Below are 19185 nucleotides of genomic sequence, written 5' to 3'. Positions count from 1 at the left end.
GCCGCGCCGCCCGCATGGCGGCCCGCGCACCGTGCGCCACGCCCGTCCGGGGCCGCTGACGGGCGCACACCGGGATGGCTTCCGTACGGAAACCGTCCCCTGGCTGGTCACCGATTCGCATCCTCAGGGAGAACAAGACGATGGGTAAGCCGTTGCTGGGCCAGATGATGGATGTGCCGCTGCTGGTGTCGTCGCTGATTTCGCATGCCGCGCGGCACGCCGGCGACACGGAGATCGTGTCGAAGCGCGTGGAAGGCGACCTGCATCGCTATACGTACCGCGATTGCGAACGCCGCGCGAAGCAGCTGGCGCAGGCGCTCGCGCGGCTCGGCGTCGAGACCGGCGACCGCGTCGGCACGCTGGCGTGGAACGGCTACCGGCACCTGGAAGCGTATTACGGGATCGGCGGGATGGGCGCCGTGTGCCACACGATCAACCCGCGCCTGTTTCCCGAACAGATCGCGTACATCGTCAATCACGCGGAAGACCGCTACGTCTTCTTCGACATCAATTTCGCGCCGCTCGTCGATGCGATCGCGCCGCAATGCCCGCACGTGAAGGGCTGGATCGCGATGACGGACGCCGCGCACCTGCCGTCCGGCGCGACGCCGTTCCTCTGCTACGAAACGCTCGTCGAAGCCGAGGACGGGCGCTACGACTGGCCGCGGCTCGACGAGCAGCAGGCGTCGGGGCTCTGCTACACGTCGGGCACGACCGGCAACCCGAAGGGCGTGCTGTATTCGCATCGCTCGACCGTGCTGCATGCTTACGGCGCCGCGCTGCCCGACGCAATGAACCTGTCCGCGATGGACGCCGTGCTGCCCGTCGTGCCGATGTTCCACGTCAACGCGTGGGGGCTGCCGTACGCGGTGCCGCTGACGGGCGGCAAGCTCGTGCTGCCCGGCAAGGATCTCGACGGGAAATCGCTGTACGAGCTGATGGAGGCCGAGCGCGTGACGTTCTCCGCGGGCGTGCCGACCGTGTGGCTCGGCCTGCTGAACTACATGCGCGAGGCCGGCGTGCGTTTCTCGACGCTGAACCGCACGGTGATCGGCGGCTCCGCGTGCCCGCCCGCGATGCTGCGCACGTTCGAGGACGAATACGGCGTGCGCGTGATCCATGCGTGGGGGATGACCGAACTGTCGCCGCTCGGCACGCTCGCGAAGCTCAACTGGGCGCAGTCGCAGCGGCCGCTCGACGCGCAGCGCCGGCTGCTCGAGAAGCAGGGGCGCGTGATCTGCGGCGTCGACATGCGGATCGTCGGCGACGACGGCCGCGAGCTGCCGTGGGACGGTGTCGCATTCGGCGAACTGCAGGTGCGCGGGCCGTGGGTGATCGACCACTACTTTCGCGGCGATGCGTCGCCGCTGGCGGACGGCTGGTTTCCGACCGGCGACGTCGCGACGATCGACCCCGACGGCTTTCTGCAGATCACCGACCGCAGCAAGGACGTGATCAAGTCGGGCGGCGAGTGGATCAGCTCGATCGACATCGAGAACGTCGCGATCGCGCATCCCGGGGTGGCCGAAGCCGCGTGCATCGCGTGTGCGCACCCGAAATGGACCGAGCGGCCGCTGCTCGTCGTGGTGCCGCGCGAAGGCGCGAACCTGACCCGCGACACGCTGCTCGCGTTCTACGAGGGCAAGGTCGCGAAATGGTGGATTCCGGACGACGTCGTGTTCGTCGAATCGTTGCCGCACACCGCGACCGGCAAGCTGCAGAAGCTGAAGTTGCGAGAGACGTTCCGCGATTACGTGTTGCCCACGGCGGTGTGCGCGCCGTAAGGCCCAAGCCCGGGTCGCGGCCGGCCCGCGTATCCGTCGCCCGATGCCGGTCGCCCGATCCGTCCCCGGATCGGGAGCAAAATTCAAATTGAACGACCGTGCTTTTTCGTTGTATGCTGCCTCCGTTCATCCGGACATGCGGCCGTTCGACCGCGCACAATGAAAGCGCAGCCAATCCGGCGCGCGATGCATGGAGGCAGGCAGATGGCAGTGGATTACTCGACTCGCGACGGCGTGGCCGTCATCACGCTCAACAATCCGCCCGTCAACGGGCTCGGCCTGTCGACCCGCCAGGGCGTCATGGACGCGCTCGATCGCGCCGCGCGGGACCCGTCGGTCACGGCCATCGTGCTGACCGGCGCGGGCCGCGCGTTCTCGGGCGGTGCCGACATCACCGAATTCAATACGCCGAAGGCGCTGCAGGAGCCGACGCTGCACACCGTGATCCGCGCGGTGGAGGCGAGCGCGAAGCCGGTCGTCGCGGCGCTGCACAGCGTCGTGATGGGCGGCGGCCTCGAGCTCGCGCTCGGCGCGCATTACCGCGTCGCGGCGCCCGGCGCGCAGGTCGCGCTGCCCGAGGTGAAGCTCGGGCTGCTGCCGGGCGCGGGCGGCACGCAGCGCCTGCCGCGCGCGGTCGGGCTCGAAACCGCGCTGAACATGATCGTGTCGGGCGCGCCGGTACCGTCGGAGCAGCTCGCGAAGAGCGGGCTGTTCGACGAAATGGCCGACGGCGACCTGCTCGACGCGGCCGTCGCGTTCGCCCGCAAGGTCGGCGCGCAGAAGGGGCCGCATCCGCGCGTGCGCGATCGCAAGATCGTCCACGAGAACGCGGCGGGCTTCATCCAGTTCGCGCGCAATTCCGCGCGGGCCGCCGCGCCGAATTACCCCGCGCTGCACAAGTGCATCGACGCGATCGAGGCCGGCGTGCTGAACGGTTTCGACAAGGGCAGCGTCGCCGAGCGCGAGGGTTTCGTCGCGCTGATGATGACGCCGGAAAGCCGCGCGCTGCGCCACGCATTCTTCGGCGAGCGGGCGGCAAGCAAGATTCCCGACGTGCCGGCCGATACGCCGCTGCGCGAGATCCGCCGGGTCGGCGTGATCGGCGCGGGCACGATGGGCGGCGGGATCGCGATGAACTTCATCAACGCGGGACTGCCCGTCACGCTGCTCGAGACGAAGCAGGACGCGCTCGAGCGCGGTCTCGCGACGATCCGCAAGAACTACGACGCGCAGGTGAAGAAGGGCAAGCTCACGCAGGAGAAGCTCGATGCGCGCCTGGCGCTGATCACGCCGACGCTGTCCTACGACGACCTGAAGGAGGCCGACCTGATCGTCGAGGCCGTGTTCGAGGAACTTGGCGTGAAGGAGCAGGTGTTCAGGAAGCTCGACGAAGTCGCGAAGCCGGGCGCGATTCTCGCGTCGAACACGTCCACGCTCGACGTCGACAAGATCGCGGCGTTCACGAAGCGCCCGCAGGACGTGGTTGGCATGCACTTCTTCAGCCCCGCGAACGTGATGAAGCTGCTCGAGGTCGTGCGCGGCGCGCAGACCGCGAAGGACGTGCTCGCGACCGTGATGGCGGTGGCGAAGAAGATCCGCAAGACGGCGGTGGTGTCGGGCGTGTGCGACGGCTTCATCGGCAACCGGATGATCGAGCAGTACATCCGCCAGGCGCTGTTCATGCTCGAGGAAGGCGCGCTGCCCGCGCAGGTCGATCGCGCGATCGAGAAGTTCGGCTTCGCGATGGGGCCGTTCCGGATGAGCGACCTCGCCGGCAACGACATCGGCTGGGCGATCCGCAAGCGGCGCTACGTCGAGCAGCCCGATCTGCAGTATTCGAAGATCGCCGATCGCCTGTGCGAACAGGGCCGCTTCGGCCAGAAGACGGGCGCCGGCTGGTACGACTACGTGCCGGGCGACCGCAAGGCGAAGCCGTCGTCGCTCGTCGACGAGATGGTCGTCGCGTATTCGAAGGAGCGCGGCGTCGAGCGGCGCAAGATCGGCGACGACGAGATCGTCGAGCGGCTGGTGTTCGCGCTCGTCAACGAAGGCGCGAAGATCCTCGAGGAGAAGATCGCGTCGAAGGCGTCCGACATCGACATGGTCTACCTGACCGGCTATGGCTTCCCGCTGTGGCGCGGCGGGCCGATGCTGTACGCGGATACGGTCGGCCTCTATAACGTCGAGCGCGCGATCCGCCGCTATGCGGCCGCACCGAACGGCGACGCGTGGCAGCTCGCGCCGTCGATCGCGGAACTGGCGAAGGCCGGCCGCGGGTTCAACGGCTGACGCCGCCGCATCGCATCGCGGCGCGACCGATCCTGTCTGGAGACACGCAATGAAACGCACCGACGACGTCCTGCTCGTGATCGACGTGCAATACGACTTCATGCCGGGCGGCGCGCTCGCGGTGCCCGACGGCGATGCGGTCGTGCCGGTGATCAACGCGCTCGCGCAACGCTTCGACCAGGTCGTGCTCACGCAGGACTGGCACCCGCGCGAGCACGTGTCGTTCGCGGCGAACCATCCGGGCCGCGAGCCGTTCTCGACGCTCGCGCTGCCGTACGGCGAGCAGGTGCTGTGGCCCGTGCACTGCGTGCAGGACACCGACGGCGCGGCGCTGCATCGCGACCTCGACATCCCGCACGCGCGGCTCGTGATCCGCAAGGGCGGCGACGCGCAGGTCGACAGCTATTCCGCGTTCGTCGAAGCCGACCGCACGACACGCACGGGGCTCGCGGGCTATCTGCGCGAACTCGGGGCGAAGCGCGTGTGGTGCTGCGGGCTCGCGACCGACTATTGCGTCGCGTGGTCGGCGCTCGATGCGCGCGCGGCCGGTTTCGAAGCCGCGGTGATCAACGATGCGTGCCGTGCGATCGACCTGAACGGGTCGCTCGCGCACGCATGGCAGCAGATGCAGGCAGCGGGCGTCGTGCATGCGACGTCCGCGGGCGCGCGCCCGGCGGCGTAGCGCATTTCCCATCCGAATCAGCAGGACCGAAGGAGACTCGCATGACCGAAGCCGTAATCGTATCGACCGCACGCACGCCGCTGGCGAAATCCTGGCGCGGTGCCTTCAACATGACGCACGGCGCGACGCTCGGCGGCCACGTGGTCGCGGCCGCGCTCGAACGCGCGAAGCTCGACCCGGCGCGCGTCGAGGACGTGATCATGGGCTGCGCGAACCCCGAAGGCGCGACGGGCGCGAACATCGCGCGGCAGATCGCGCTGCGCGCCGGCTTGCCGGTCAGCGTGCCGGGGATGACGGTGAACCGTTTCTGTTCGTCGGGGCTGCAGACCATCGCGCTGGCCGCGCAGCGGATCATCGCGGGCGAAGGCGAGGTCTATGTGGCCGGCGGCGTCGAGTCGATCTCGTGCGTGCAGAACGAGATGAACCGGCACATGGTCCAGGAAGGCTGGCTCGTCCAGCACAAGCCCGAGATCTACTGGAACATGCTGCAGACCGCGGAAAACGTCGCGAAGCGCTACGGGATCTCGAAGGAGCGGCAGGATGCCTACGGCGTGCAGTCGCAACTGCGCGCCGCGGCCGCGCAGGAAGCCGGGCGTTTTCGCGACGAGATCGTGCCGATCACCGTGCTCGCGGGCATCGCCGACAAGGCGACGGGCCGCCTGTTCACGCAGGAAGTGACGGTCTCGGCCGACGAAGGCATCCGCCCCGACACGACGCTCGAAGGCGTGTCGAAGATCCGTTCGGCGGTGCCGGGCGGCGTGATCACCGCGGGCAATGCGAGCCAGTTCTCGGACGGCGCATCGGCATGCGTCGTGATGAGCGCCGACGCCGCGCAGCGCGAAGGGTTGCAGCCGCTGGGCGCGTTCCGCGGCTTCGCGGTGGCCGGCTGCGAACCGGACGAAATGGGCATCGGCCCGGTGTTCGCGGTACCCAAGCTGCTGAAGCAGGCCGGGCTGACGGTCGACGACATCGGGCTGTGGGAGCTGAACGAGGCGTTCGCGGTGCAGGTGCTGTACTGCCGCGACACGCTCGGGATCCCTGAGGACCGCCTGAACGTCAACGGCGGCGCGATCGCGGTCGGCCATCCGTATGGCGTGTCGGGCGCGCGCCTGACGGGCCATGCGCTGATCGAGGGCAAGCGGCGCGGCGTGAAGTACGCGGTCGTCACGATGTGCATCGGCGGCGGGCAGGGCGCGGCCGGCCTGTTCGAAATCCTCTGATCTTTGACCGGCGGCGGCCGCGGTGGCGCTTCGGCGTTACCGCCCGCCGCCGCAGTGAATCGGCGCGGCGCGCGCGCCATTCGCAACCAACGGGAAGCACAAGGCATGCACCCGGCAATGCCGTTTCCCCGGACTTGTCAAACGAATTGCCCCACCTATACTTGCTCTGACATTTGCCTTTCGGCACGATGGGCCAGATCGCGCGTCGCGTGATCCGTGCCGAGACGATTCGAACCAACGCAGCAGACCGACCGGGGACCGAATGAGTACGACCTATGCAGCCGGGGAACCGCCGCGCGTCGTCAGCGCGGCCGCGAGGCTCTACGCGAAATGCCTGCTGGTCGGATTCGCGTTGCTGCCCGCCTATCTGATTGCCTATCTGTGGTTCTTCAGCGACCGGGGCGTCGTGTTCGAGAACCACGCTTTCCATGAAATCGCGATCGCGGCGGCGACACTCGAAGGCGCGTTCGTCACCTACGTGACGTGGGTGTGCTACCGGTCGTCAGGCGAGCCGCTGCTGCGCTGGCTGACGCTCGGTTTTCTCGGCTTCGCGATGATCTATGCGCTGCACGGGGCGTTCACCGGGATGGCGCACCACAATATCTGGCTGTTCCTGCTGTACGGGCCCGCGTCGCGGTTCGTGATGTCGGCGCTGCTGCTCACGGGCCTGCTGTCGTATTCGCGTCCGCCGGACCGGCTCGACAAGCGCACGAGCATGCGGACGTGGTTGCCGTGGATCGTGTTCTTCCTGATCGTCAACGTGGCGGTTGCGTACATCGCCTATTCGCCGGTCGCGGGCGCGCTGGGCACGCGGCTGTCGATGGAAGGCGGCGCGCTGGTGTTCTCGCTGCTGAACGTGTGCCTGCTGCTCGCGCGGCGCATCCGCTCGCCGCTGATGGTGATCTACGGCGTGTCGATCATGGCGTTCGCGCTATCGTCGCTCGCGTTCATCCTCGGCAAGCCGTGGAATCACATGTGGTGGCTCGCGCATGCGATCTTCGCGGGCGGATTCTTCCTGCTCAGTTACGGCGTCGTGCAGGCGCTGCAGACGACACGCTCGTTCTCGGCGATCTACAGCCAGGAAGACCTGATGAGCCGGCTGTCGGAATCGATGGCGCGTACCGAGAGCGCGCTGCAGGAACTGCGGCGCACGAACCAGAAGCTCGAATACATGGCCGCGACCGACCCGATGACGGGCGCGTCGAACCGCCGGCAGTTCATCGCGCAGGTCGAGCGTGAGATCGTGCGGGCCGAGCGAGACGGCACGCCGTTCTGCCTGCTCGCGCTCGATCTCGACAATTTCAAGAACATCAACGATGCATACGGGCACCAGATCGGCGACGAGGTGCTGCGCGGCGTCGTGCGCCAGTGCCTCGAGGCAATTCGGCCGGCGGGCGCGCTCGCGCGGGTCGGCGGCGAGGAGTTCATGGCGCTCTTGCCGGAGATGCCGCTCGAAGGCGCGCGGATGACCGCCGAGCGCGTGCGTTCGTCGATTTCGAGTTCGCCGTTCGGGCTCGACTTCAAGCGCGTGCAGGTGACGGTCAGCGTCGGCGTCGCGCAATACGGCGTCGACGGCAGCACGGTCGATGCGCTGCTGCGGGTGGTCGACGAGCGGCTGTATCAGGCGAAGCGGGAAGGGCGCAACCGCGTGGTGTCGCGCTAACCGGATCTGCACCGAAAGCCCCGGCGGCGGGAGTGCCGCCGGGCTTTTGCGGGCCGGTGTCGGTGTCGGCCTGCTCACGCGCGGCGACGCGCTAGCGCGACGCTACCGCCGTCGCCTGCTTCGACTGGTCGTCCTGCATCGACTGCGACGCCTGCCACCAGTACTTGCCCGCACGCTGCTGCGGATCGCGGATCGCGAGATACGTCGTACTCCAGAGCTGCGCCGCGTTGGCTTCGGTCGCATCCGCACTGCGCGTGCCGAATGCGTCGGTCTGGTACTTGCCGTTCACGTAGGACCACGTCCACATTTCCGACGTGCGCATGTCGCGCCCGTTCGAGATCACCTGCCAGATCGTCTGCCGCGCCTGCGTGAGCAGCGTGCGTGTCGTAGCCGACAGGTCCTGGCGCGCCAGCTGGCGATCGAGCCCGGCCACCCACATCGCCTGCTGCCACGACCAGATCACCGTGCCGTGATACGCGGAGCTCGTGAACTTCGGCCACAGCGACGAGCTCGCATACGCGGGGTTCGCGATCAGCATCCCGACATCCGTCACGAGCCCGGTCGGGAACGGCCGCGTGACGTCACTGACGATCCGCTGGAGCTGATCGTCCGGCGGCGTACCGAACAGCAGCGCGAAACCGCCGTCCGAATTCATCACCGGAATCGGGTTGCCCTGCTGGTCGAGCGACAGCGCGTAGAAGGCCAGCGGTGCGTTGGGCGCGGCGCCGGCCGGCACGCCAGCGGACGGCGCATAGGCCGACACGTCGGTGGCCGCCTGCGCGGCCGGCACGCTGACCTGGAACAGCGGCGGCGCCTGCGTTTCCCACGTGACCGCCTGGTTCGCCGTGTTGGCGAGCGTCGCGCGTTGCTGGGCATCGAGGTACGGATCGAGCAGGCCGCGGGCGAGGAACGCGTTCGCCGCGCGCAGCGCGGCCGGCACGAGCACCGCGTTCACGTCGTACGGGTACACGCCGCCGCCGAGACCGTCGGTGCTGTCGCGCCAGTTGCCGACGATTTCGCCGGGCCGCAGGTGGATCAGGTTCGCGACCGACGGCTGCTGCGCGAACGGTTGCGCGGTCGTCGCGACGTGCAGCAGATTGACGACGAGGCGGCTGCCGTTGGTCTGCCCGTCGCTGCCGCGCTGCGCCAGATACGCGGCGGCGCGGGCCTGGCCGCGCGCATCGTCGATCAGCCACGCGGCCGCGATCGGTGCGAGCAGGTAGTCGCTGTCGATCATCTTGTAGTCGTAGGTCGGTGTCGCATCGTTCGGCCGCCCGTTCTTCTGGTTGTCGACCAGCGCGAATTCGCCGATGCCTTCCTCGTGCGCGACCTTGCCGTCGGCCGACAGGCGGCTCAGCACCGACGACAGGCCGGCCTCGATCGCCGCGGGTTCGAGCACGGGCATCAGCATGCGGACCGAGATCAGCGTGTCGCGGCCGAAGTACGTGTCGTACTGCCACGAGCCGGCCAGCAGCTTGTCGTTGAAGCTCAGGAATTCGAGCACGTTCTGGCTGACCGGGTCGGGATTTACCGACGGTGCGAACAGGTCGGCGTGCGTGATCGGCGACAGCGGCGTCTCGCCCGATAGCGCATCGATGTGCAGCTTCAGCGTGTGCGAACCCGCGGGTGCGTTGAGCACGAGCTTGCCGCCCGCTGCCGGCGCGATGCTGCCGCCGTCGCGCAGCGTGATGCGCAGCGCATAGCCGGGCGCGCCGTCGAGCCGGTCGCGTTGCCATTGTGCGGTGCTGCCCTGGACCGTCGGCGCGGTGAGGATCTGCTGCGGGATCGTCGCGCCGCCGTTGAAGTCGCGCAGGAAGCGCACGTTGCTGAGCACGCCCTGCCGGATCGTCAGCGTACCGGTGTCGACCGACACGTCGGCGCCGATGCCGTACAGCGGGCGGCCGTGCGTGTCCGGCGCCGACAGCGCCGACGGCGGCGTGTCGAGGGTCCAGTTCACCGGCTGCGCGGTGTCGTCGAACCACAGCCCGGTGCCGCTGTTGCCGGCGGGGAACACCACCAGCAGGCGCGGCTTCGTCGACGAGCGCACCAGCAGGTGCGCGGCGACCTTGTCCTGCCGGTAGAACGCGTTGATCTGGCCGCCGGTGTCCATGCGGAACGACAACGCGGCGGTGTTCGATGGCGGGGTGGTGGACTTGACGTCGTCGTCGTTGCAGGCCGACAGCAGGCCGGCGCAGACGAGCCCGAGACACAGCGACTTCGCAAGGCGATGCATGTTGATGTCCCTCCTGATGACTGGCGATTTTTTATCTGGATGTTCTAAGCGGCGGATCTTTTGTCCGTTTGGTCTCGCTTTGTATTCACTCTGCCGAATAATCGAAATGAATCGGGGTGTTGCGCTTCTTCGAAAGGAAAATAGGTTGGCAAATTAACAGAATGGCTGATAAATGCCGAACGCTGAAAACGACAGGGGCGAGCGTCGATTTCCTACGGGAAGGCCGATACGAAGGGCCTTCGCGCAGGTGAGCTGCGAATCCGGAGCGGCGAGGAAAACGATACGTAAGCCGTCGTAGGCGATTCTAAATTTACGGGAAAGTCGAAGTCAATAATGTTTTGTTTTTCGCGTATTGAATTGGAAAATTGGTCGCAATTATTACCCGCATCGCCGGTAAAACTTGCGATTTGACGAATTAGGAATTAACGCACTCCGGATATCCGGTGACAAAACGATCGGCAATACTCCATCGGGCCGGCGATTGATGCCGGACAGGAAACGAATCGCCGCGTTATGTCGGTCGGTGTCGTGACGGGCCGACATGTGCCGCAACCGCGCGGGCGACCTTCTCAGCAATCCGTGTTCCTGCGTCTGTCCGTAGTGCGAGGCGTCGTCGTCTGATCTCAAACCGGCCGCTGGCGGACGCAGTACGGCGGGCCGTCGCCTTCGGAGCCGCGCCGGCAGAAGCCGCTTGCCGAAGAGAACGCGAAGCTCGCGCGGCTCGTTCGTGGCCGATCCGTCGCCCGAAGCCCGCTACGAGCGGGCAATTTCTCGCACTCGGTATTTATAATCGCGCACGGCGGAGCCCTTCCAATCGCAGTGAGCGCGAATATCGGCCCAACTGATTTAGTATGAGCAATCTGCGCTCGGCGGGAGGGGCGCTCATTCCCAGTGAGGAGACCCATGCACCCCCGTCGGACTGCCCCTTACGTCATCGTGGCAATTGCTTCCATGATCGCGTGCGCGCTCATGGCGCTATGCGTGCTGCAACTCTTGCAGAGCCGCGACGACGCGATGGAGCGTGCAAGGGAAACGTCACGCAACCTCGGACTTGTCGCCGAGCGCGACATCGAACGCAATTTCGAGTTGTACGACCTGTCTTTGCAGGCCGTCATCCATGGGTTGCAGCGCCGCGATGTGATGGACGCTTCGCCCAGCTTGCGCCGTGCCGTGCTGTTCGATCACGCGATGACCGCGGAATTTCTCGGTTCGATGCTCGTGATGGATGCAGGCGGCAATATCGTCCTGGATTCGGGCTATGACGAGCCGCGCAAGGGCAATTTCGCCGATCGCCGATACTTCACGATCCACCGCGACAATCCGAACGTCGGACTCTATGTCAGTGACCCATTCGTATCCCGTTTGCGGGGAGGCATGCTCAGTATCGCGCTTACGCGGCGGATTTCGAACCCCGATGGATCGTTTGGCGGCATTGCCGTTATTGCGGTCAATCTTGAATATTTTCATCAGCTCTTCGCCGGGCTTTCGCTTGGCAAACATGGCTCGATTTCGCTGATCGGCGAAGACGGCAAGATGGTGATGCGTCAGCCGTACGATGTGCATACCATCGGCCGCGACCTCAGCAAGGCCGCAACGTTCCGGCGTTTCCAGACCGCGCGAGAGGGCTCCTTCTCTGAAACCTCGTCGATCGACGGCGTGCGCCGCCTCTACTACTTCAAGCATTTGCCGAAACTGCCGCTGATCATCATGGTCGCGGAGGCCGAGCAGGACATTTACGCCGCCTGGCGGCAACGTGCGATCACGATCGGCGGACTGGTCGCGACGTTCGGGGTGGCGTTCATCGCGCTGTCGCTGCTGCTCGGTTCGCAGCTGCGGCGCCGTATGCGAGCCGAGTCGGAACTCGTGCTGCTCGCCCGGACGGACGGTCTCACCGGCCTGAGCAATCGCCGCAGCTTTGGCGAGGTACTGGACAACGAGTGGCGTCGCGCCCGGCGTGCGCGTTCCGTTTTCTCGCTGCTGTTCGTGGATGTGGACCGGTTCAAGGCTTACAACGACACGTACGGTCATCAGGCCGGGGACGATGCGTTGGCGGCGGTCGCGCGGTGCATCGGCGAGAACATTCGCCGGCCGGCCGATACGGCGGCTCGTTATGGCGGGGAGGAGTTCGTCGTGTTGCTCCCCGACACGTCGCAAACCGGCGCGGCGCAGATCGCCGAGCGGATTCGTGCGGCCATCGACGAGTTGGCCCTCGAGCACGCTGGCAGCGAATACGGGCGTGTTACCGCGAGCATTGGCCTGGCGAGCTGGACGCCCGATCAGGAAGGGCAGCCTGATGCCGTGATCAAGGCGGCTGATGAGGCGCTGTACTACGCGAAGGCGACTGGTCGGAACAAGGTCGCCGCGTTGCAGCCGGCGGAGTGAGGGGGCTGCATCGTGCGTGCCGTCAGACGCGTGCCAGCGGTGACCGAACCCGACGGACGCACCTCAAGAACAGTCCATTGCCGTCGGTAAGTTTGGTAGGCTTGTCGCCTGCCTTCGCTTGTCGGATCTTGATGTCGGTAAGTGGCACGGTGAAAAAGCGGGTATCGTCCCGGAAGATTTCAAACGATGCCCGCTTTTTTCGACCGGGTGCGATTCCGAGCGAACGAGAGCGAACGGCAGGCGGGCGCAAGGTGCCCGACTGGCAAGGGTTCAGGCCAATCGCCGAACCAACACGAACAGGAGCAACCGAAGTGATCAGACATATCGTCATGTGGAAGTTGAAGGAATCGGCCGAAGGCGCGACGCGTGCGCAGAACGCGCTGAAGCTGAAGGAAAAGCTCGAAGGCTGCCGCGATCTCGTGCCGGGCACCTTGCAGATCGACGTCGGCCTGGCGACGCCGGGCCTCGACGCGACCGCCGACATCGTGCTCGTCTCCGATTTCACCGACAAGGCCGCGCTGGACGCGTACCAGGTGCATCCGGTTCACCAGGAAGTGAAGAAATTCGTCGTCGCGGTGGCCGAATCGCGCGAATGCGTCGACTACATCGTCGACGTCGCACGATGAGCGACGCGGCAACCCCGACGGAAGGCCCGTCGATCGAAAGCCCGTTCGTCGATCTGCTCGGCGTGCAGCTCGTGTCCGCGAAGGATGGTGCGAGCGAAATCGTGCTGCCGCTCGAGGAGCGCCACATGAACACGTGGAGCATCGCGCACGGCGGCGTGACGATGACGCTCGCCGATATCGCGCTCGCGATGGCGGCGCGCAGTTTGACCGACGACGGCGTCGGCGTCGTCACGGTCGAGATGAAGGTGAACTTCATGCAGCCGGGCCGCGGCGAGCTGCGCGCCTACGGGCGCGTGATGCACCGCTCGACGACGATGGCCTATTGCGAAGGCGAAGTGCGCGACAGCGACGGCAATTTCGTCGCGAAGGCGCTCGGTACGTTCAAGTACATGCGGCGGCTCGCGGTCGGCCGCGACATCAAGCGGCAACGCTCGCGCACGGCGCCGGACGCGCAGCCCGGCCCGAGCGACGCGTAAACGCTCCCGCCATGCACGGCCCTGTCTCTTCGATGAGGCAGGGCCGTTTCGTTTTGCAGCCCGGATGCCGGCACACCGCGCGCCGCGCCGGTCCGGCCCCCGCGTGGCATCATGTCACGCTTGTCCGCTTTGTCCGTTCACGGCGCCACGCCGGCGCCGTCCATACCGATGCCGCTGAATCCGAAGATCGCCCAGGTGCTCGACATGATCGAGCGCGCGAAACGTCCGTCGTATCACCATCAGACGCCGCAGCAGGCCCGCGCCGCATACGAGAAGAGCGCGCCGATCCTCGACGTCGCGCCGGCGCCGATGCATTCGGTGGAGGAATGCGTGGTGCCGACGCGCGACGGCCGCACGATCGGCGCGCGGCTGTATCTGCCGGTCGCGCCGAGCCTGGCGGAGCCGCTGCCCGCGCTCGTCTATTACCACGGCGGCGGCTTCACGGTCGGCAGCGTCGACACGCATGATGCGCTGTGTCGGATGTTCGCGCACGATGCGCAATGCGCGGTGCTGTCTGTCGGCTACCGGCTCGCGCCCGAACACAGGTTTCCGACCGCGGTGAACGACGCGGACGACGCATTGCAGTGGCTGCATCGCGAAGCCGCCACGTTCGGCATCGACGCCGCGCGGCTGGCGGTCGGCGGCGACAGTGCGGGCGGCACGCTCGCGACGGTCTGCGCGGTGCTCGCGCGCGACGCGGGCATTCGTCTTGCGCTGCAACTGCTGATCTATCCGGGCGTGACGCGTTACCAGGACACCGAATCGCACGCACGGCTCGCCAACGGCTACCTGTTGACGCAGGACACGATCCAGTGGTTCTTCACGCAGTACGTGCGCGATCAGGCCGATCGCGACGACTGGCGTTTCGCGCCGCTCGACGGCACGCGCGATGCGCCGTCGTTCGCGGGCGTCGCGCCGGCGTGGATCGCGACGGCCGAATACGATCCGCTGAGCGACGAGGGCGCCGCGTACGCGGACAAGTTGCGCGTGGCCGGCAACGCGGTCACGCTGGTCTGCTATCCGGGGATGATCCACGAATTCTTCAAGATGGGCGGCTACGTGCCGGAGGTGCGGGCCGCGCATGCCGATGCGGTCGCGGCACTGAAGGCTGCATTCGACGAGGTTTGACGGCGAGCGCCCGAAGGCGCGCACGCCGCGGGAGGATGGCGATGACGAATGGCGCGGGCGGGGTGGAAACGGGCGACTGGACGGTCCTGGGCGGCGATGCTGCACGCATCCGCGACGCGGTGTTCGTGCGCGAGCAGCAGATTCCGCCGGAATGGGAGCTCGACGACGACGATCCGCTGTCGCTGCATGCGGTCGCGTACCGGACCGACGCGGCGACCGGGCTGCGCCGCGCGGTCGCGACGGGGCGGCTGCTGCCGTCCGGCACGATCGGCCGCGTCGCGGTGTTGGCCGACATGCGCGGGCAGGGCGTTGGGTCGGCCGTGCTCAATGCGCTGCTGGACGCCGCGCGCCGCCGCGGTGAAGCCGTCGTGCGGCTGTACGCGCAGGATTCGGCGGTGTCGTTCTATCTGCGGCACGGCTTCGCGGCGGTCGGCGAACCGTTCGTCGAAGCCGGCGTGCCGCACGTCGAGATGACGCGCGCGCCGTAGCGCGCCACGTGTGCGCTCAGCGCGGCCGCGCCGCGTCGATATCGAACGTGAACGCGCGCTCGAACGCGCCCGGGCGGACGGTGCGGTGCGAGCCGTCGTCGTCGCTGCGCTCCTTGACCTCCACCGTCAGCCGCACGCCTTCCTTCATCGTGACGCGCAGCGCGGTCGTGCCGCGCGTGCCGTATTCAGGCGTCTCGATGAACGCGGCCGACAACGCGCGCTCGCGCTCGATCGGAATGCCCGTGTGCGGCAATGCATCGTCGTCCGCGACGTGCGGGTCGCGCAGCAGCGCGATCAGTTCGTCGAGCGACGGGGTCGGATTGTCGGTCAACAGCGTGCCGAGCTCCGCGCGCTTGCGCACCACTTTCGGCCAGGGCGTATCGAGCCGTGCATTCGACAGCGCATGCACGCCCGGCGCGATCGCCACGGGCGCGGCGACACGGCTTTCGCCCTCGGGGGCGCGGTTGCAGAACCACGCGAGCTCCCGCCGGCGCCAGTCGCCGACGAGCAGGTTGAAGCCGTTGTACACGGCCGCATGCTCGGCGAGCTGCGCGAGATAGTCGAGCGGCGCGACAGGCGTGCCGCCGAGAAAGTCGGAGACCAGCTTGCCACGGGTCGGTGCGCCCGCGCGGATGTCGAACGGCGCGCGGTAGTTGGTCAGCGCGGCGAAACGGCCGTCGCGCGAGACGCCGAGCCACGTGCCGCCCGCTTCGAGATCGCGGCCGGCCAGTACGCCCGGCACGTCCTCCCACCACGAGAGCGGCGCGCTGGTCCGGCGAAAGAACTCGTCACGATTCGCGACGAGGGTAAAGACGGGACCGGCGGCGGCATCGGGCTGCCAGTCGAAGGCAATCAGACACATCGGGCGAATCTCTCGCAGGAAACGTCGGGCGCCGGCTGCGACTCGCGAGCCGGCGCCCGAACGGGTTGTCAGTGCATCAGACTTCGGTCGGCCACGCGTACGGCAGCGCGTCGAACGCGAGCGCCGGGCCGTCGGCCGAACCGAGGTGCACCGTGCCGCCGTCGAGCGCGGCGAGCTTGATCTCGACGAGCGCGTCGACGCCGCCCGCCGGCGCGGCCGCCGCGTTGACGATCATCCCGCACGGCTGGCCCGGGTCGTCGCTGTGGAACAACTCGACGCCGGCATGCACGGTATCGGTTTCGCCCGCGACGTGCGCGAGCGCGGTGCGGCGCTTGATCGTGCCGCGGTATTGGCTGCGCGCCACCACTTCCTGGCCCGGGTAGCACCCTTTCCTGAAGTTAACGGCACCGATCACGTCGAAGTTGACCATTTGCGGTACGAACTGTTCGACGGCCGGCTGCGTGATGCGCGGCTCGCCCGCGCGAACGTCGAGCCAGTCCCACACGGCGGGCGACACGACCGGCAGCGTGCCGGCCAGCGCGGCGAGGCGCGCGTCGACCTCGGCGCGCGGGCCGATCCACAGATAGCGCTTGCGGCCAGCCGCATCGGGCACGCGGATCAGCGCGCCGGCCGGGCCGTCGACCTTCACGTGCACGCCGTCGGGCAGCGCATCGAAGATGCCGGACAGCGCGTCGCGCACGTCGCCCGCGAAGCCGGCCACCGCGAGCGTGTCGCTCGCGTCCGTCAGCTTCGCCTTCGCGCGCAGCACGAACATCGACAGCCGCTTCTGCACGGCCGGCTGCACGTCCTTCGACACGAGCAGGCGCACATCGTGGCCGGCGCGCCACGTGAGGAACGACGCGAGCAGGCGGCCCTTCGGCGAGCAGTACCCGGACAGCCGGGCGCTGCCGGCATCGAGATGCTCGATGTCGTTGGTGAGCTGGCTGTGCAGGAACGTCGCGGCATCGTCGCCGGCCACGTCGATCACGCCGAACTGCGGCAGCGGCATGCAGGCGGCCGGCGCATCGAAATCGGCGGCGGACGGGCGGGGGAAAACGGGGAGCGAGGCAGATGCGGCCTGGGCAGCCGGTGAAGCGAACGGTGTGCTCATGGAATGAGGGAACAGTCAACCCTGACTTTGACGGAGGCGAGCAAGTATTATATGGGTCTTACCTGAGTCACGTTTCCATGTCCCTACTGAAGAAATGCGCCGCGACGATCGTGGCGCTGGCCGTCGTCGTGGCCGCTGCCGGCGCGGGCGGCGGGTATTACTGGGCAACCCGGCCGCTGTTGCTGGGCTCGGCATCGCTCGACGTCACGATCAAGCCGCGCAGCAGCGTGAAGAGCGTCGCGCTGCAGCTCAAGCGCGGCGGCGTGCCGGTCGAGCCGTTCGCGTTCGTCGCGATGACGCGCGTGCTCGGGCTGTCGAGCCGGCTCAAGTCGGGCAACTACGAATTCAAGACCGGCATCACGCCGTACGACGTGCTGCAGAAGATCGCGCGCGGCGACGTGAACGAGTACGTCGCGACGGTCATCGAGGGCTGGACCTTCAAGCGGATGCGCGCCGAGCTCGACGCGAACCCCGATCTGGCGCACGCGACGGCCGGCATGAGCGACGCCGAGCTGCTGCGCGCGATCGGCGCGTCGGACGGCGCCGTGCAGCGCGGCAGCGGCGAGGGGCTGTTCTTCCCCGATACCTACCTGTTCGACAAGGGCACGAGCGACCTGAACATCTACCGGCGCGCGTACCGCCTGATGCAGACGCGCATCGACGAGGCCTGGGCCGCGCGCACGCCGGGGCTGCCGTACAAGACGCCTTACGAAATGCTGACGATCGCGTCGATCGTCGAGAAGGAAACCGGCCACGCGGCCGACCGCGCGTTCGTCGCGGCCGTGTTCGCGAACCGGCTGCGCATCGGCATGCCGCTGCAGACCGATCCGTCGGTGATCTACGGGCTCGGCGACGCGTACGACGGCCGGCTGCGCAAGCGCGACCTGCAGGCCGACACTCCTTACAATACCTACACCCGACGCGGGCTGCCGCCCACGCCGATCGCGTTGCCGGGTGTCGCCGCGCTGCAGGCGGCGATCAATCCGGCCCCGACGAGCGCGCTCTATTTCGTCGCGAAGGGCGACGGCACGAGCGTGTTCTCGGACACGCTCGGCGACCACAACAAGGCCGTGGATAAATACATACGAGGTCAATAATGGCGAGCGGTAAATTCATCACGTTCGAAGGCATCGACGGGGCGGGGAAGACCACCCACCTGCAATGGTTCTGCGAACGTCTCCAGGGCCGGCTGGCGGCGGCCGGCCGGCAAGTGGTCGTCACCCGCGAGCCGGGCGGCACGCAGCTCGGCGAGAAACTGCGTGAAATCCTGCTGAACCAGCCGATGGATCTCGAAACGGAGGCGCTGCTGATGTTCGCCGCACGGCGCGAGCACCTCGCGCTCGTGATCGAACCGGCGCTCGCGCGCGGCGACTGGGTCGTGTCCGACCGCTTCACCGACGCGACGTTCGCGTACCAGGGCGGCGGCCGCGGGCTGCCGCGCGACAAGCTCGAGACGCTCGAGCGCTGGGTGCAGGGCGGGTTCCAGCCCGACCTCACGGTGCTGTTCGACGTCGCGCCGCAAGTCGCGAGCGAGCGCCGCGGCGCCGTGCGCATGCCCGACAAGTTCGAAAGCGAGTCCGACGCGTTCTTCTCGCGTACACGGGCCGAATACCTGCGGCGCGCGGAAGAGGCGCCGCACCGCTTCGCGATCGTCGACGCGACGCGATCGATTCCCGAGATCCGCCAGCAGCTCGAACGCGTGCTCGCCGCGCTGTAACCCGCAAGGAACGCACCACATGATCTATCCGTGGCAAACCGACGACTGGAACCGCCTGCAGCAATTGCGCGCGCAATGGCCGCATGCGCTGCTGCTGCACGGTCAGGCCGGGATCGGCAAGCTGCAGTTCGCGCAGCATCTCGCGCAGGGTTTCCTGTGCGAATCGCCGCAGCCGAACGGCGAGCCGTGCGGCACCTGCGCGGCCTGCAACTGGTTCTCGCAGGGCAACCATCCCGATTACCGGATCGTGCTGCCCGAGGCGCTGGCGGGCGAGGCGCCGGGCGCGGCGGACGACGCGAAGCCGGCCGACGCGGACGAAGGCGGCAAGAAGACCCGTGCGCCGAGCAAGGAAATCAAGATCGAGCAGGTGCGCGCGCTGCTCGACTTCTGCGGGGTCGGTTCGCACCGCGGCGGCGCGCGCGTCGTCGTGCTGTATCCGGCCGAGGCGCTCAACGTCGCTGCATCGAACGCGTTGCTGAAAACGCTGGAGGAGCCGCCGGCCGGCGTCGTGTTCCTGCTCGTGT

At 67.6% G+C, this 19185-nt stretch carries 15 protein-coding genes and 1 pseudogene; 13 read left to right on the top strand and 3 right to left on the bottom strand.

What is annotated here, in order from left to right; all coding sequences use genetic code 11:
* The first annotated feature begins 140 nt into the window (after nucleotides 1-140).
* The 5 genes from JMF86_RS09345 (at nucleotide 141) to JMF86_RS09325 (ending at nucleotide 7638) form a co-directional block, all read left to right on the top strand.
* Nucleotides 141-1784 (top strand): 3-(methylthio)propionyl-CoA ligase, encoded by a 1644-nt coding sequence (locus JMF86_RS09345; protein ID WP_041489604.1) that lies wholly within the window; start codon nucleotides 141-143, stop codon nucleotides 1782-1784.
* 204 nt (nucleotides 1785-1988) lie between these two features.
* Complete coding sequence (locus JMF86_RS09340; RefSeq protein ID WP_011549623.1) at nucleotides 1989-4073, top strand: 3-hydroxyacyl-CoA dehydrogenase NAD-binding domain-containing protein; 2085 nt, start codon at nucleotides 1989-1991, stop codon at nucleotides 4071-4073.
* A gap of 49 nt (nucleotides 4074-4122) precedes the next feature.
* Nucleotides 4123-4755: a bifunctional nicotinamidase/pyrazinamidase gene (gene pncA, locus JMF86_RS09335; protein ID WP_023475610.1), complete on the top strand. Its 633-nt coding sequence runs from the start codon at nucleotides 4123-4125 to the stop codon at nucleotides 4753-4755.
* A gap of 41 nt (nucleotides 4756-4796) precedes the next feature.
* Nucleotides 4797-5975 (top strand): acetyl-CoA C-acyltransferase, encoded by a 1179-nt coding sequence (locus JMF86_RS09330; protein ID WP_011549625.1) that lies wholly within the window; start codon nucleotides 4797-4799, stop codon nucleotides 5973-5975.
* A gap of 262 nt (nucleotides 5976-6237) precedes the next feature.
* Nucleotides 6238-7638, top strand: a complete 1401-nt coding sequence (locus tag JMF86_RS09325) for a sensor domain-containing diguanylate cyclase (protein ID WP_011549626.1) — start codon at nucleotides 6238-6240, stop codon at nucleotides 7636-7638.
* A 91-nt stretch (nucleotides 7639-7729) separates the two neighbouring features.
* Here the strand turns inward: JMF86_RS09325 and JMF86_RS09320 are convergent, their stop codons facing one another.
* A complete protein-coding gene (locus JMF86_RS09320; protein ID WP_011549627.1) occupies nucleotides 7730-9871 on the bottom strand; it encodes a hypothetical protein in 2142 nt (713 codons plus the stop codon).
* A 903-nt stretch (nucleotides 9872-10774) separates the two neighbouring features.
* Between JMF86_RS09320 and JMF86_RS09315 the strand changes: the two genes are divergently transcribed.
* From JMF86_RS09315 to JMF86_RS09295, 5 genes are all read left to right on the top strand, one after another.
* Nucleotides 10775-12253 (top strand): sensor domain-containing diguanylate cyclase, encoded by a 1479-nt coding sequence (locus JMF86_RS09315; RefSeq protein ID WP_011549628.1) that lies wholly within the window; start codon nucleotides 10775-10777, stop codon nucleotides 12251-12253.
* Between the two features lie 311 nt (nucleotides 12254-12564).
* Complete coding sequence (locus tag JMF86_RS09310) at nucleotides 12565-12879, top strand: Dabb family protein (protein ID WP_012328683.1); 315 nt, start codon at nucleotides 12565-12567, stop codon at nucleotides 12877-12879.
* Complete coding sequence (locus JMF86_RS09305) at nucleotides 12876-13355, top strand: PaaI family thioesterase (RefSeq protein ID WP_006483907.1); 480 nt, start codon at nucleotides 12876-12878, stop codon at nucleotides 13353-13355. The genes JMF86_RS09310 and JMF86_RS09305 overlap by 4 nt, the downstream gene beginning before the upstream one ends.
* Before the next feature lie 168 nt (nucleotides 13356-13523).
* The gene (locus JMF86_RS09300) at nucleotides 13524-14483 is read left to right on the top strand and encodes an alpha/beta hydrolase (RefSeq protein ID WP_041489545.1); all 960 of its coding nucleotides are present in this window, start codon (nucleotides 13524-13526) and stop codon (nucleotides 14481-14483) included.
* 41 nt (nucleotides 14484-14524) lie between these two features.
* Nucleotides 14525-14971 carry a GNAT family N-acetyltransferase gene (locus JMF86_RS09295; protein WP_011549631.1) on the top strand — a complete coding sequence of 149 codons (447 nt, stop codon included), beginning with the start codon at nucleotides 14525-14527 and terminating at the stop codon, nucleotides 14969-14971.
* Nucleotides 14972-14987: 16 nt separating this feature from the next.
* Here the strand turns inward: JMF86_RS09295 and JMF86_RS09290 are convergent, their stop codons facing one another.
* Nucleotides 14988-15833, bottom strand: coding sequence for an NRDE family protein (locus tag JMF86_RS09290; RefSeq protein ID WP_006478602.1), 846 nt, complete (start codon nucleotides 15831-15833; stop codon nucleotides 14988-14990).
* A gap of 76 nt (nucleotides 15834-15909) precedes the next feature.
* Nucleotides 15910-16944 (bottom strand): folate-binding protein YgfZ, encoded by a 1035-nt coding sequence (locus JMF86_RS09285; protein ID WP_011694302.1) that lies wholly within the window; start codon nucleotides 16942-16944, stop codon nucleotides 15910-15912.
* A 77-nt stretch (nucleotides 16945-17021) separates the two neighbouring features.
* Here JMF86_RS09285 and mltG point away from each other — a divergent pair, with 77 nt between their 5' ends.
* The 3 genes and pseudogenes from mltG to JMF86_RS09270 form a co-directional block, all read left to right on the top strand.
* Nucleotides 17022-18041, top strand: coding sequence for an endolytic transglycosylase MltG (mltG, locus tag JMF86_RS09280; protein ID WP_011549633.1), 1020 nt, complete (start codon nucleotides 17022-17024; stop codon nucleotides 18039-18041).
* Complete coding sequence (gene tmk, locus JMF86_RS09275) at nucleotides 18041-18661, top strand: dTMP kinase (protein WP_011549634.1); 621 nt, start codon at nucleotides 18041-18043, stop codon at nucleotides 18659-18661. Before mltG ends, tmk begins: the two co-directional genes overlap by 1 nt.
* Before the next feature lie 19 nt (nucleotides 18662-18680).
* Nucleotides 18681-19185: pseudogene (locus JMF86_RS09270) on the top strand (DNA polymerase III subunit delta'); the annotation flags it as partial.

The organism is Burkholderia sp. E168m15 (genome assembly GCF_016586105.1).
GTDB lineage: Bacteria > Pseudomonadota > Gammaproteobacteria > Burkholderiales > Burkholderiaceae > Burkholderia > Burkholderia orbicola.
Note: the sequence above shows the minus strand (reverse complement) of the source record. Positions and strands in the feature narration are given on the sequence as shown.

What these genes read in the sequence shown, in the direction of transcription:
- JMF86_RS09345 (WP_041489604.1), top strand. Translation starts at nt 141, where the DNA reads ATGGGTAAGCCGTTGCTGGGCCAGATGATGGATGTGCCGCTGCTGGTG.
- JMF86_RS09340 (WP_011549623.1), top strand. Translation starts at nt 1,989, where the DNA reads ATGGCAGTGGATTACTCGACTCGCGACGGCGTGGCCGTCATCACGCTC.
- pncA (WP_023475610.1), top strand. Translation starts at nt 4,123, where the DNA reads ATGAAACGCACCGACGACGTCCTGCTCGTGATCGACGTGCAATACGAC.
- JMF86_RS09330 (WP_011549625.1), top strand. Translation starts at nt 4,797, where the DNA reads ATGACCGAAGCCGTAATCGTATCGACCGCACGCACGCCGCTGGCGAAA.
- JMF86_RS09325 (WP_011549626.1), top strand. Translation starts at nt 6,238, where the DNA reads ATGAGTACGACCTATGCAGCCGGGGAACCGCCGCGCGTCGTCAGCGCG.
- JMF86_RS09320 (WP_011549627.1), bottom strand. Translation starts at nt 9,871, where the DNA reads ATGCATCGCCTTGCGAAGTCGCTGTGTCTCGGGCTCGTCTGCGCCGGC.
- JMF86_RS09315 (WP_011549628.1), top strand. Translation starts at nt 10,775, where the DNA reads ATGCACCCCCGTCGGACTGCCCCTTACGTCATCGTGGCAATTGCTTCC.
- JMF86_RS09305 (WP_006483907.1), top strand. Translation starts at nt 12,876, where the DNA reads ATGAGCGACGCGGCAACCCCGACGGAAGGCCCGTCGATCGAAAGCCCG.
- JMF86_RS09300 (WP_041489545.1), top strand. Translation starts at nt 13,524, where the DNA reads ATGCCGCTGAATCCGAAGATCGCCCAGGTGCTCGACATGATCGAGCGC.
- JMF86_RS09295 (WP_011549631.1), top strand. Translation starts at nt 14,525, where the DNA reads ATGACGAATGGCGCGGGCGGGGTGGAAACGGGCGACTGGACGGTCCTG.
- JMF86_RS09290 (WP_006478602.1), bottom strand. Translation starts at nt 15,833, where the DNA reads ATGTGTCTGATTGCCTTCGACTGGCAGCCCGATGCCGCCGCCGGTCCC.
- JMF86_RS09285 (WP_011694302.1), bottom strand. Translation starts at nt 16,944, where the DNA reads ATGAGCACACCGTTCGCTTCACCGGCTGCCCAGGCCGCATCTGCCTCG.
- mltG (WP_011549633.1), top strand. Translation starts at nt 17,022, where the DNA reads ATGTCCCTACTGAAGAAATGCGCCGCGACGATCGTGGCGCTGGCCGTC.
- tmk (WP_011549634.1), top strand. Translation starts at nt 18,041, where the DNA reads ATGGCGAGCGGTAAATTCATCACGTTCGAAGGCATCGACGGGGCGGGG.